Origin of the sequence: Agrobacterium vitis (assembly GCF_013426735.1) — a bacterium.
GTDB classification, from domain to species: domain Bacteria; phylum Pseudomonadota; class Alphaproteobacteria; order Rhizobiales; family Rhizobiaceae; genus Allorhizobium; species Allorhizobium vitis_D.
The window spans coordinates 810,419-824,045 of the sequence record NZ_AP023273.1; the positions used below are offsets into that span (position 1 = coordinate 810,419).

General features: G+C 57.3%; 12 protein-coding genes. 4 read left to right on the forward strand and 8 right to left on the reverse strand.

The window, feature by feature from the left end:
• Positions 1–8: 8 nt before the first annotated feature.
• Positions 9–2,480, reverse strand: a complete 2,472-nt coding sequence (locus tag H1Y61_RS20860; protein WP_180574681.1) for a beta-glucosidase — start codon at positions 2,478–2,480, stop codon at positions 9–11.
• Positions 2,481–2,709: 229 nt separating this feature from the next.
• On the opposite strand from H1Y61_RS20860, the gene H1Y61_RS20865 reads away from it, so the two are divergent.
• Positions 2,710–3,369 (forward strand): TetR/AcrR family transcriptional regulator, encoded by a 660-nt coding sequence (locus tag H1Y61_RS20865; protein ID WP_174113179.1) that lies wholly within the window; start codon positions 2,710–2,712, stop codon positions 3,367–3,369.
• A 159-nt stretch (positions 3,370–3,528) separates the two neighbouring features.
• On the forward strand, positions 3,529–3,921 hold the full coding sequence (locus H1Y61_RS20870) for an acyl-CoA thioesterase (protein WP_180574682.1): 393 nt from the start codon (positions 3,529–3,531) through the stop codon (positions 3,919–3,921).
• Between the two features lie 4 nt (positions 3,922–3,925).
• Here the strand turns inward: H1Y61_RS20870 and H1Y61_RS20875 are convergent, their stop codons facing one another.
• From H1Y61_RS20875 to H1Y61_RS20905, 7 genes are all read right to left on the reverse strand, one after another.
• Complete coding sequence (locus H1Y61_RS20875; RefSeq protein ID WP_180574683.1) at positions 3,926–4,681, reverse strand: copper homeostasis protein CutC; 756 nt, start codon at positions 4,679–4,681, stop codon at positions 3,926–3,928.
• Positions 4,682–4,705: 24 nt separating this feature from the next.
• Positions 4,706–5,914 carry an MFS transporter gene (locus H1Y61_RS20880; protein ID WP_180574684.1) on the reverse strand — a complete coding sequence of 403 codons (1,209 nt, stop codon included), beginning with the start codon at positions 5,912–5,914 and terminating at the stop codon, positions 4,706–4,708.
• 108 nt (positions 5,915–6,022) lie between these two features.
• Complete coding sequence (locus tag H1Y61_RS20885) at positions 6,023–7,489, reverse strand: M81 family metallopeptidase (protein WP_180574685.1); 1,467 nt, start codon at positions 7,487–7,489, stop codon at positions 6,023–6,025.
• An 11-nt stretch (positions 7,490–7,500) separates the two neighbouring features.
• On the reverse strand, positions 7,501–9,420 hold the full coding sequence (locus tag H1Y61_RS20890; RefSeq protein ID WP_180574686.1) for a beta-N-acetylhexosaminidase: 1,920 nt from the start codon (positions 9,418–9,420) through the stop codon (positions 7,501–7,503).
• 33 nt (positions 9,421–9,453) lie between these two features.
• The gene (locus H1Y61_RS20895; protein ID WP_180574687.1) at positions 9,454–10,230 is read right to left on the reverse strand and encodes an SDR family oxidoreductase; all 777 of its coding nucleotides are present in this window, start codon (positions 10,228–10,230) and stop codon (positions 9,454–9,456) included.
• 1 nt (position 10,231) lies between these two features.
• Positions 10,232–11,095 (reverse strand): MurR/RpiR family transcriptional regulator, encoded by an 864-nt coding sequence (locus H1Y61_RS20900; RefSeq protein ID WP_180574688.1) that lies wholly within the window; start codon positions 11,093–11,095, stop codon positions 10,232–10,234.
• Positions 11,096–11,114: 19 nt separating this feature from the next.
• Positions 11,115–11,501 carry a RidA family protein gene (locus H1Y61_RS20905; RefSeq protein ID WP_012654461.1) on the reverse strand — a complete coding sequence of 129 codons (387 nt, stop codon included), beginning with the start codon at positions 11,499–11,501 and terminating at the stop codon, positions 11,115–11,117.
• 112 nt (positions 11,502–11,613) lie between these two features.
• Between H1Y61_RS20905 and H1Y61_RS20910 the strand changes: the two genes are divergently transcribed.
• A complete protein-coding gene (locus tag H1Y61_RS20910; protein ID WP_180574689.1) occupies positions 11,614–12,105 on the forward strand; it encodes a hypothetical protein in 492 nt (163 codons plus the stop codon).
• Between the two features lie 39 nt (positions 12,106–12,144).
• Positions 12,145–13,626, forward strand: coding sequence for a M81 family metallopeptidase (locus tag H1Y61_RS20915; RefSeq protein ID WP_180574690.1), 1,482 nt, complete (start codon positions 12,145–12,147; stop codon positions 13,624–13,626).
• Position 13,627: the final 1 nt, after the last annotated feature.

Below are 13,627 nucleotides of genomic sequence, written 5' to 3' on the forward strand. Positions count from 1 at the left end.
GCCTCCGATCAGATCGCCCTGTCGTCAACAGCACAAAGCCATTCCTGCGGATTGTGAATCGTGATCGTGCTGCGGATGTCCTGTGCATGGGCGCCGATCAATAGCCGATACTGACCCGCTACCGCCCGGAATGCCGCTGCATCGACATCGTAATAACTCAGGTCGCGCGGGCTGATTTCAAGGGTCACTTCGCCGCATTCACCTGGCTCCAGGGCAATCTTGGCGAAGGCCCGCAACTCCTTCAATGGGCGTCCAACACCAGAGACAGGTGCCTCGACATAAAGTTGCACCACATCGGACCCTGCCCGTTTTCCGGTATTGGTGACCCTGACGGAGACTGTCACGCCGGATGCGGTCATTTCGGAAACGGAGCCCTGAGGCTGATCCCAATGAAAGCTGGTATAGCCTAGCCCGAACCCGAAGGGAAAAAGCGGCTCGATGTTACGGCTGTCGTGATGACGGTAACCGACAAACACCCCTTCCTCATAACGCACATGGCCATCCTTGCCGGGATAGATCGACGGGTCATTTGTGATGGCGGAATTATCCGACAACCGCTTTGGAAACGTCTGCGGGAGACGCCCGCCCGGCTCCTGATCGCCAAACAGCATATCAGCCACGGCATTGCCAAGCTCCTGGCCTGGATACCAGACCTGAAGCACCGCCTTGACCTTTTCCAACCAAGGCATTTCAACCGGCCCACCCGTTTGCAGCACAACAATGCAATTCGGATTAACGGCGCTAACGCGCTCGATCAATTCTTCCTGACGGCCCGGCAGGCGCATATCGGGCAGATCGAGACCTTCCGTATCCCATTGCCCCTCGCGCCCAACAAAGAGCAACGCCACATCCGCGCCTTTTGCGCATTCTACTGCTTCCACCATCGCGTCTTCACCGAGAATTCTTTCGATGCCGAAGCGAATCGCGGTGATATGGATGCCGTATTCTTCTGGGGGTGGCGACAGGTATTCAACTTTGATTGCGTAACTACGGCCAGCCTTCATCTCCACCGAGTGCCGAATTTCATCATTGGCGGTGCCAAAGAAATTTTCGCCGCGCTTCCAATCGGTATAGCCGTCAACTACCAGTTCTTCATCGACATATAGCTTGGCAAGGCCGGAGTTGGTCATGCCCAGCAGATGCGGACCATCCTCCTGCGGCATGAAGGTGCCGGTGAAACGCACTGAGAAATCCGTCAGAGACAGATCCGGCGACGGCAATTCGAACCAGAAAAACTCCCCTGTCTGCACCGCATCCGTTGCAACAGGAGTACCCTTACAATTGACGCCCTTGAAATACTCGACAGTGACCGGCTGCGAGAACAGCTTGACCAACCGGCTATTGCCGCAGGCCACACTGTGCTGCACATCAGCAGTGCCTTGCAAAGCCGCGCGAATGCCCTCCAGCGGGCTGATTGTATAATGGGCATTGATCTGGGCGCTGCCGCCGCCCATCACCCGGGCAACAGCCGCATTTGGCCCAATAACCGCGACACGCTTCAGGGAAGCTTTTTCCAACGGCAGGATGTTGTCATTCTTCAGAAGGACCGCACCTTCAGCGCCAATTTTGCGGATTAACGCCCGATCAGCGGGAAGATCTTCGGCATGCTCGGACAGGTCAGGCGCGGACGAAAACGCCCCGACACGCTCCAACAGAGTGAGAATGCGCCCCGCCGCTTCGCGCACCGTTTCTGGCCTGACGGTGCCGTCGCGAACCGCCTGCACCAGCTTTTCACCACGATCACGAGTTGGGCCGGGCATTTCCAGATCAAGCCCGGCATTGATGGTGTCTGATGTGGAATGCGAGCCGAACCAGTCAGACATGACAATGCCGTCAAAGCCCCATTGCTCGCGCAGCACATCCGTCAACAACCAGTTATGTTCGCTTGTATAGGTACCGTTCAGCCGGTTATAGGAGGACATAACCGCCATAACACCCGCCTTTTTCACCGCCTGTTCGAAGGGCAGAAGATAGATTTCGCGCAAGGCGCGTTCATCGATATCCGAGGACATCGTCTGCCGTTCGATCTCGGATTCATTGCCGGCGAAATGCTTGATCGTGGCCGCCACGCCCTGGCTCTGCACGCCTTTGATATAAGCAACAGCCAAAGCCGCCGTCAGCATCGGGTCTTCGGAATAGCATTCGAAATTGCGCCCGTTCAACCCGGACCGATGGATATTGACGGTTGGCGCAAGAAGGACGCTCGCACCCTTGCTCTTCACCTGTCCCGCCAAAGAGACACCCATCGCCTCGATAAGCGCCGGGTTCCAGGTGGCACCAAGCGCAATCGCCACGGGATAGCATGTCGCCTTCACACCACCCACCAGTGACCCGCCGCCGCGCGCGCCGTTTGGCCCGTCAGTCACCTTGATCTTTGGAATACCGAGCCGCTCCACCGGCACAGTGGTCCAGAAATCCGCACCTGATAGCACGGAAACCTGCTCCTCAAGGGTCATCTCATCAAGCAGACTGTCGATCATGTGATACTCCTCCCTATTTACCTACCAACTACTCGGTATTATTATTTCTAGCAAGAGATCCTGTCTGCCTTCACTCGGTTTTCGATTGAGCTCCAAAGGCGATCAGGTTCGGATTGAGCCATCACCCTTGGCCTCTTACGTTTTCGTTTGTCTTTTCAGAAAATTGGGTTCCACTTTTCCCAAGACAAGCTCTAAGGAGGGCATGCGATGCAACCTGAAAGTGAGATAAATGGCAAGACAGGACATATCCGATGCAGGCCTACCTCCCGTCGATACAGTCGCAGGCCGCCGCCGGAATTCGGTGAAAGGGGCCGCGCGGCGAGAAGAAATTCTGCAGGCTGCGCTCAACCGTTTTGCCAAGGATGGCTTTCAAAATGCTGCAATCGCAGACATTGCTGAGGATGTCGGCCTGTCTCTTCCTGGTCTTCTGCATTATTTTCCGACCAAGGTTGACCTTCTCCTGGCGATCCTGGAACGACGAGACAAAGAGACAGCGCCGGACTTAAACAAGAAAACCCCGCATTGGCGCGATTTCCTCGGCCTATTGGTTGAGGTCACCAACCAAAACATGCAATCGGAGGGGGTTGTGCGGGCATTTTCGATCCTTAACGCCGAAAGCCTGCTTGCAGGGCACCCGGCCCAGGCGTGGTTTCACAAACGTAGCCTGCAACTGCGCCACAAACTGGCCAGTATCTTTGCAGAAGGCATTCTGAATCATGAGATCAAATCCGACATCGATCCCCAAGGGATAGCAACGGAAATTATCGGCCTGATGGATGGCCTACAAATGCTCTGGCTGCGGCTGCCCGATAGTACAGATATGGGCGTCCTGTTTGCCGCTTATGTCGAGCGGCTGATCGCATCGATTGAGGTCGCTGAAAAGCCTTAAAATCGGAAGGTAAAGCTTTTCAGCAAAGCCGCAGTGTCGCTGGCGCATGCCTGCGCTCTCGACCTTTCCCCCCTGAGAGCCTATTTCTCATTTCGATTAGATGGAGGATTGCGGCGATAGCGCAGAGTCCACCATCCTCTAGGCGAAAGTTGGAAGACAATGACTGAGATTGACGAGCCTCAGGGCGAATTGACATTACGCACACTCGCGATGCCAGCCGATACCAATCCCGCCGGAGATATTTTTGGTGGCTGGGTTCTGGCGCAGATGGACGCAGCTGCTGGCATCCGCTCTTCCGAGCGTGCGAAAGGCCGCACGGTCACAGCAGCGGTCAAAGAAGTCAGCTTCAAGCGGCCGGTCAAGGTCGGCGATACCGTGTGCATCTACACATCCATCAGCCACGTCGGTCGCACCTCCATGACACTCTATGTCGAATGCTGGGTCCGCCGGCAGTTTACGCAGGAGCGCCAAAAGGTCACCGACGCCCATTTCATCATGGTGGCGCTGGACGAAAAAGGCGCGCCGCGCCAGGTGGAACCGGCAGCCGTATAGTCCATCAAGGCAGGGTACGGCAGTTTCCGATTGCCTCGGCAAGTCTCCGGACCACATCACTGTCGGTCTGCATCTGCCCTGCCTTGGCAAAACCAAACTCGACCAGAACCGGATCAGCCTCGATCGGCGCGCTGCAAGAGGCGTGAAACTCCCGCAGGCCTGCCTGCCAGAACGGCGCAATGCGATCAGGCCTCAACCCGCCACCGGGCATGATGACGATCCTGCCATCTGCCGCCTTTGAAAGCGATTTCAGTCGATCGAAACCGGAGACGACGGATTGCGCGCCACCGGACGTGAGAATTCGGCCAAACCCCAGCGCAATCGCCTGCTCCAGCGCTTCCTCAAAGTCCGGCACAAGATCGAAAGCCCGGTGCAATGTCATGGCGAGGCCAGACGCGACCGCCGTAAGTTTGCCAAGCACCTCAAGGTCCAGCCGTCCATCAGGCAGAGACGCCCCGAGAACGACACCCGCCAGCCCTGCCTGCCGCGCAGCTTGGATATCCGCCCCCATGACGGCGACCTCATCGGTTGAGAACACGAAACTGCCTGCCCGTGGCCTGATCATCGCAAAAACCGGGATCGGTGCCTGAGCGGCGCGCTGCATCAGACCTGACGTCGGCGTCAGCCCCCCGCAGTCAAGAGCGGCGCAAAGCTCAATCCGATCGGCGCCACCGACAATCGCCGCCTCCAGCCCTGCAACGGAATCGACGCAGACTTCCAGCAAACCGCCATGGTTCTTTTCTGGTTCACGTTCTGCCATGATGGTTTCTTCTCTGTATTCCGGTCATTGAGCGCCCCTGAAGGACCGTGGCTTTTCCAGTATCAGCAACAGCAAAATACCGCAGAAGCCAGCCAGGGCACCGAGCATTGCCGTGCCTGAATAATTGCTGACCCCGGTGCCAAATGCAAAGAGCAGCGAGTTCAATCCACCGCTCAGGAAGATATTCACCGCAATGAGCGAACTACCAAGGCCCGCGCGGTCAGCGATCAGGTTTTGCAGATAGGTAATCGGCACGCTGATAATCGCCGCCGCCCCGAAACCCGCAATGCCGGAGAGCAAATAGACATGTTCTGGCCGCGAGGCGAGGCCGAGGCCCAGCAGATAGACGCAATAGATCAGCGCACCGGCGACAAGCGTTGCCACGCTGGAGGTCTTGCGCTCCACCCAGCCCCAGAACAGAATGAAGACGATTTCCAGAAAGGCGACGATACCGACGATAATACCGACATCACCGGTCGTGCCATGTGCTGGCCCGGTCATGACAAGGGGCAGCACGACGCCGTTCATTTGCAGCATGGCGGTGATCAGCGCGATGGCGCCAAGCCGCAACAATAATCCTGGCGAAGCGATTTTCGACAAGGATGAAAAAAACGCCAGACTTGCGGAGGGTTCGGCCCGTGCCTCCGCCTTCGGCAGCCAGACCAGAAACAGCACGAAGCAGGCGAGTCCGCCAAGGCTGGCAAACAGAAAGGCAGGCAGCATGCTTTTCTGACCTGCCAGAAAGAAGCCCACCAGACCCGGCACCAAGACCCAGGAGGCCGAGATAACGGCCCGCACCCCGGAATTGACTGCAATCAACTCACGCACCGGCATATCCTTGGATGCGGCCCGCACATTGGCAAATATCAGCGAATTCAGGGCGTTATAAACCGGCAGCAATAAGAGCGCGGAGCCGACGAAGATGATCTGGTTCGGTTCGAGAAACACGACCCCATAACCGACCACGCCAAACAAGCTGACAATCACCATCGGCATACGAAAATGTCCAAGCCTGTCGGCCAATATCCCCACGGCGATGCTGGCGGCGACATTGACGCAAGAAGCGATGAAAATCAGCAGCGAGTAATGCGCATTGCTCAATCCCAACTCGTGTATGCCGATGATCGACATATAGGGAGCCGTGGTCGCACCGGACAAGCCGAAGAAGAAAATCGCAATCGCGCTAATCCGGATACCCGGATTGGCGGCGATGATGGAGAGAACTGGCGGCATGAACGCGCTATCTTTGTAAAAACAAGCTGCCGCTGGCTTTACCGGCGGCACCTTTGAGGAATGAGACGCTTATCTCTCGTTTAAAGTTTGCCTGAGCGTCTGACGGGTTCAATCTGAACCTGAACGATTATCGCTACCCGTCCACCGTGCTGAGGTCACCGCTTGCGGCTGATAGTCGAAATCCTTGACGAAAGGGTAGATCGGTTGCTTGCGACGCTTGCTCGGCAAGGCCTCGATATCCTGGTTGATCACCCCATCGGTCAGCGCCATCAGGTTCGGATTGGAAATTGGCTGAAGCTCGGGAGAAAGATAGCCAGACTTTACCACCAGCAACCGCACTGTCTTCGGATCAATGCCATGCCGGGTGAAATCGGCCAGATTGTGGTAGGGCCTGCGCTTACTGGCGAGAATAAGGGTAATACCACCGATTTTGACGATCGCCTGGCGCTCTGTCGCCGCACCCGGATCATCCAGTTGAAGCACCTCGCAATCAACCTCAACCGACGGACTTGCCGGATCGAGTGAGCCACCGACCTTCAGCGCCAATTTCGCCCCCACGCCTGCGGAAAAACAGGCATCAACTGCGGGCTTGTCGGTAATCCCACCAATCACCGCCCCATCGAAATTGCGGGCGATCAAGGCCGCCAGCACGTCTGCACGGTCACCCACTCCGCCGCCAGTGGGGTTGTCGCCAGAGTCAGCGAGAACAATCGGCCGGTTCTGAGTTGTTTCTGCGATGTCGAGCATATCATTCAGTGCCCCCGTCATCGGGCCGAACCGGAAGGCGTTACGCGCCTCCCAGTAAGACTGTGCGATCTCTTCAGCCACCTTTTGCGCCTCGCCTCGATCCACGCCTGTGACGACGGCACAGGCCGTGGCGCGGGGCTCGTCGGCCCAGACATAACCAACCATCAGATTGGCATCCCATATGCCGGGACGCTTGTCATGCTGCGGCAATTGAAGGTAGAGGCTCTTGGCGGGTTCATCTTCGGTAGAGGTTCGTTCCCCTGGAAGAAGGACAGGCACAGGCGCCCAGACGACACCGGGTTTCTCGCCGGACCGCAGCGCCTTCATCAGCATCTCCCAGGCCCGGACCATGGTTTCGCGCACATCGATATGCGGCGCGGTCCGATAACCAGCGAAAATATCCAGTTGATCGATGATTTTCTGGGTAACATTGCCATGCAGATCGTAACTTGCCGCAACCGTGCAATCCAGTCCAACCACAGCGCGGGCAGCCGAAATCCAGTCACCCTCGGCATCGTCCATGCCCTCGACATTCATGGCGCCATGCATGGCGAGATAGAGCCCGTCCAGCGGCAGAGTGGCTTGTAACCGATCCAGGAACTCGGCCTTGAAACTTTCATAGGTCTGACGCGAAACCGGGCCGCCCGGGACGGCACGGGCATGCAGCAAGGGAAAAGCGTTGACCCCATCCGTGCCAAGAAAGCTGAAATAATCTGCACCTAAGAGATCGTCACCGCGCAGCACGCGAAAATCCTCGGTCTGCATCAAAACCGGCGATGACGTACTGCATTCCGTGTGAATGCCACCAACGGCAATTCGAAATTCCATGTCCGATTTCCTTAAAAACGTGGCATCAGCGGTGCGAGAGCTGCAAAGCGCAGCCAGTTCTTCTGATCCCTAGGTGCCCAGGCAGCCTCGGCAACAGCCGGTAGGCGCGGAAAGACCAGGTGGTTGAAGTAATCCCGGTTCAGAAAATGCTCCGACCAGATACAGGCCTGCACACCCCGCATCCTCGGCTTTAATTCCTCAGGAAATTCCGCGACGGCTTCATAGGTATAGGTATGGTGCGGCGGCACGGTGCCGGCCCAGCTGGCGCCCGGCTCCTGCCACGCCTCGTCCTGCACCATGTCGAGATAATAGGCCTGACCCGGCGTCATCACCACGTCATAGCCCTGCCGCGCCAGATCCAGTCCTACCTCCGGCTTCTGCCAGGCCATCAGCAGCGTTCCCTGCGGATCGACACCGCCGCCGTGGGAGACTTCGTCCCAACCAGCCAGTTTCTTGCCGCGGTCTTTCAACATCTGCTGAATGCGCTTCATGAAATGGCTTTGCAGCCCGAATGTGCCGTCAATGCCCTCCTGCTCCATCAGCTTTTTTGCCAATGGCGAGGCCATCCAGGTATTGGCCGCAACCTCATCCCCACCGACATGCACGAGATCGGATGGAAAGAGCTTGGCCATCTCATCCAAGACCTTGCCGAGAAACACATAGGTCTGCTCAATGGCCGGGTTGAGCGCGTTATTCGGATAGCCTTGGACGGAGCGGTAGCTGTCAGGCGCTTCCTGGCCATCGACCAGTTCAGGCAAGGCCGTCAAGATCGCGGTGCTATGACCGGGAATATCGATCTCAGGCACGATTTCGACATGCAGCAAGGCGGCATGGGCGACGATGTGGCCAACATCCTCCTGGGTGTAAAAACCACCGACCGGCTCCGCGCCATTGCCAAGCTGCGGCAACATCGGCTCATCCGGGCCACGCAGCACACCAACTGTCGTCAGTTGCGGATAAGCCTTTATTTCCAACCGCCAAGCCTCGTCATCGGTCAGATGCCAGTGGAAAATATTCAGCTTCATCCAGGCCATGATATCGATCAGCCGCAGCACGTCCTGCGTCGGATAAAATTGCCGGGACACATCCAGATGGCAGCCGCGCCAGCCATAACGCGGCGCATCCTTGATCTGGCCGGAGACCGGAAACCGGAACTGAACGGGGTCCTGTCTTGCTCCATGCAGCATTTGCGCCAATGCTGTCAGTCCATATTGCCGTCCCGCCTCATCGCTAAAGGAGAGCGTAATCTCCTCAGCAAAATCGAGCCGATAGGCGGATACGCCGATAGCAGGATCATGGGCGAGGCGCAAAGCCTTGCCCTGATCGACCGGGGCCAGCGAAAAAGGCACATGGCCAACTGCAAATAGCCGCCGGTAAAGCGCATTAACCCCCTCGATCGCACGCAAACCAGCAAGATCCGTAGTCTTTTCGGGATAGATCGCTACGGGAAAACCATCGCCTGCGGCAAGGTGCGCCTCGGCAGGCCAGGGCAGAAGAAAAAACGGCTCAGTGACCTCACCTTTGGGAAGCAGGATAGGAGCAGGCTCGCTCACCCGGCCTTGCAACATCAGGTCATCGACGGAGACGGTGACATGCCGCCCATCCGCAAGGGTCAGATAAGCGGATTTTGCACCATCAGTGCGGTGCCGGGCGGGCCGCCAAAGGCCCTGAACCGTAAACCGCCAGCACGCTCCTGGCGCCAAAACCAGGCCTTCCGGTGGCGCAAACTGGTGAAAATTGGCGTTGCGCCGCAGGAAAACCGCGTTGTCGCAGACCGGACCATCTTTCACCCGCGTCAAAGCGGTATAGGCAAGTTTGAAACCGCTGACAGGCTCGGACGACAAATTGTAGAGGGTGAAGACGAAACCACCGCCGTCATCGCCCTCGACAGGATACCAAGCATTGTCCAGACGAAAAGCTGCTTCAGCCATGACGGTTCCCCTAAGGTCTGAATGGATGGAGGATCAATAATGCTCGGACTGCGAAAATGTCCGGGCGAGTTCGCTTTGGCCTGCTGTCAACCCGCAATCGACGGGAAGGCAAACGCCGGTAATGGCTGCGGCCTGATCGCCAGCCAGAAAATACACTGCATTAGCAACATCCTGCGCCGTGGCGATCCGTTGCAGCGCATACCAGCGCTTGGCCTCTTCAAACACGGCAGGATTGGCGGCGGCGCGCGCTTCCCAGGCCTGGGTCCGCACCGTGCCGGGTGCCACAGCATTGGCGCGAATGCCGAACTTGCCATATTCCACAGCGATCAATCGGGTTAGATGGATCAGGCCAGCCTTCGCCGCGCTATAGGCTGGATGGCCGAACACGGCCATGCCATTGACCGACGCAATATTGATGACCGAGCCTTGCGATTGCTTCAACTGACCTTCCAACGCCCTGAAGGTCAGAAATGCAGCTTCCAGGTTGAGCGCATTATCCTGACGCCAGATCGCCGCATCGGTATCGTGCAGACTGACGGCCCTTGCAGCCCCGGCATTGTTGACAAGAGTTTTGGTGACGCCAATCTCCTGCACCGCAAATACCAGCGTTTTGATACTGACCTCATCGGTAACATCACAGACCAGCGGTACGAATATATTTGACTCGCCGAGGCTTACCGCAGCCGCATTCACCGCGGTCTCATCGATATCAGCCAGCACCACCACATCGTGGCTTGCGGCCAGACGGCTAGCAATCGCCCGCCCGATGTCACCAGCGGCACCTGTTACCACAGCCACGGATTTCGCCATCCTAGTCTCCGAGAATCTGACGGTCGTCGCCATCGCGATGTTCGACCAATTGTTGTTTGATATGGCGCAGCGTCACCATGGAAAGCTTGCGATTGCGATAGGCAACCAGGCTGGCGATGACATCGACCATCGCCAGATAGGCAAAACGGGTCGAAGTCGGACGAAAGATATTGTCGCCCTCTGGCAGATCGATTCCAACAACCAGTTCAGCCGTCTTGGCGACAGCGCTGTCACTCTGGGTCAGGGCGATCGTGGTAATGCCATTGTCGCGGGCCAGCTCGAAACAGCGTGCCAGTTCCAGATTGCGGCCAGAGAAGGATGATCCGACAATGATATCATTGCTGCGTGCCGCCGCCGTCAACATCAGCTGCATATGGTGATCGTTACAGGCCGTGACCCGCGACCCCAGCCGAAACAGCCGGTTTTGCAATTCCGAAGCAATCATCGAGGAATTGCCGCCCGAGCCGAACGCGTAGATCATCTCAGCCCGCGAAATCCGGTCCGCAACCTTTTCGATCATAACTGCGTCGAGAGAGCGATGCATCATGAACAGCGCGTTCTGCGCCTTGGTGATCACATCCTCAGCAACATCCGGCGGCTCAGTGCTTTTCGCTTCCGGGTTCAGGTAACGCACGCCGACATAGGCGGTCTTGGCCAGATTGACCTTGAAATCCGAAAAGCTCTGGCACCCAAGCCTGCGGCAAAAACGGGTCACCGTCGGCGGCGACACTTGCGCCCTTTCCGCCAGCTCGATGATCGATGCGCCGACGGCAAAATCCAGCTCGCTCAGGAGAATGTCGGCAATCCGCTGTTCGGAAGGCGAAAATTGCGCGCGATCTTCCTGTATGGTGGCAAAGATATCCATAAGCCCTCACAAACCAACCTTATTTGGTCGCCTTATAGGCTATGCAGTCGATCTCGACCTTGCAATCGACCATCATCGAGGCCTGCACGCAGGCGCGGGCTGGCGGATGTTCGCCGAAATAGCCCTGATAGATCTTGTTGAAGCTCCAGAAGTCACGGGGATCATCAATCCAGACACCGCAGCGCACGACATGCTCCACGCCGTAGCCAGCCTCATGCAAAATGGCGATCAGGTTGCCAATCGCCTTATGGCTCTGCTCGACAATGCCACCCTGGATGATCTCGCCGTCTTCCATCGCCACCTGGCCGGAGACATGCAGCCAGCCATCGGCCTCAACTGCTCTTGCGAACGGCAGTTTCTGCCCGCCAGCACCTGCTTTTTCCGCGCCATACCGCTTGATCGTCATCTCGACCTCATGCAAATTATTTTCGTGATCAATTGACAATTCATCATAGAAAACCGATTTTGCCTAGAGATTTTCATAGAAGATGAAAATAATTTAGACAAAGGCGGCTGAGATGCGCGATCCCTTCAAAAACCCCTTCCCGGAAACCGATACTGCGCGACATTCGATCTGGGAGATGCTGGTTCCCCGCGACATCAATGCTTTTCTGGCCGCAGACTGGTCGATGGTGGAAGGTGATTTCGTCGAGGACGGCTTCATCGGTATCAACGGCAATCGCGATCCCAATCCGGATCATTGGCGTCTTACTTTCCCCAATCTCGCGGCCTATCGCGACGAATGGCTGCGCCAGGCCAAGGATTTTGCCGGTCAGAGCCATGGTGAAGATCCGCGCACGGCGATTTTCTTTACCACCACGCTGGAAGAGATCGAAATCGAAGGCGAAACCGCTTTGGTGCGTAAGAAATTCGACGGCGGCATCAAAAAAGCCGATGGCGGTTTCGATACCATGCTGTGGCAAACGCTCTATTATTGCCGCCTGCATGAAGGCCGCTGGAAAATTTCAGGCTTTACCGGTTATTTGCCCAACCCGATGGGCGTAGCCTGAGAAATATTCGTTCCATCAACCGTGATTGGAGGCCACTCCGTGCGCATTTTTACAGCCGCCTTTGCAACGGAAACCAACACGTTCTCGCCGATCTGCATCGACCGGCGCGCTTTCGAGGCTTCCCTTTACGCGCCACCCGGCCAGCACCCGGCAACGCCGACCCTCTGCACCGCGCCGATTACCGTTGGCCGGGAGGTATGCAGCCAGAAAGACTGGATGTTGATCGAAGGCACCGCCACCTGGGCCGATCCGGCTGGGTTGGTCAATCGGCAGACTTATGAGAGCCTGCGCGATGAAATTCTTGACCAGTTGACAGCCGCGCTTCCCGTTGATGCCGTTGTGCTCGGCCTGCATGGTGCCATGGTGGCGGATGGCTACCTAGACCCAGAAGGCGATTTCCTGAGCCACATCCGCGCCATTATCGGGCCGGATGTGCTGCTTGCTGCAGAACTGGACCCGCATAGCCACCTGACAGCCAAGCGGGTTGAAGCGGCGGACGTGCTCGTTGTCTTCAAGGAATTTCCCCATACGGATTTTGTTGACCGCGCCCGTGACCTTTGGCGGATCGTCATCGATACGCTGGAAGGTCGCATCACCCCCGTCATGTCGGTCTTCGACTGCCAGATGATCGATGTCTTCCCCACCTCGCGCCAGCCGATGCGCGCCTTTGTGGACAAAATGATGCAGATCGAACGGGAAGATCCCGACGTCCTGTCGCTATCGGTTATTCACGGCTTCATGGCCGGAGACGTGCCGGAAATGGGGACGAAAACCATCGCCATCACCAATGGCAATGCAACAAAAGGCGAGGCGCTGGCCCGCACACTTGGCCTTGAACTGTTTGAAAAACGCGGCACGTTCATGATGCCGCAGATTAACGAAAAGCAGGCCGTTGCCCAGGCGCTTGCAAATCCCGCCGGGCCGGTGGTGATTGCCGACATGTGGGACAATCCCGGCGGCGGCACAGCAGGCGATGCGACTGTGCTGCTTGAGGAACTTCTGGCGCAGGGTGCGACGAATACCGCCGTTGGGATGATCTGGGACCCGATTGCCGTGCAGATCTGCATGGCCGCAGGCGAAGGTGCAGAAATCCCGTTGCGTTTTGGGGCCAAATCCGCGCCGGGAACCGGCAACCCAATCGATGGGCTGGTGAAGGTGGTCAAGGTCGTACCCAATGCCGAAATGCAGTTTGGCGAAAGTGTCGCGCCTTTTGGTGACGCCGCCCATATCCACCTGAACGGTATCGATATCGTGCTCAGTTCCGTTCGGGTGCAAAGCTACGACCCTTCGCTGTTCACAGCGCTCGGCATCGATCCAACGTCCAAACATATCCTTGCGATCAAATCCACCAATCATTTCTACGCGGCATTTTCGAAGATCGCCTCTGACATCCTTTACTGTTCAGCGGGATCGCCTTATCCCAATAATCCGGCTACCAACCCTTATCGGCGGGTTCGCCGCGACATCTGGCCGATCAGCGCCGATCCTTTCAACCTTGTCCAGGACACGGAGACTGCCTGAG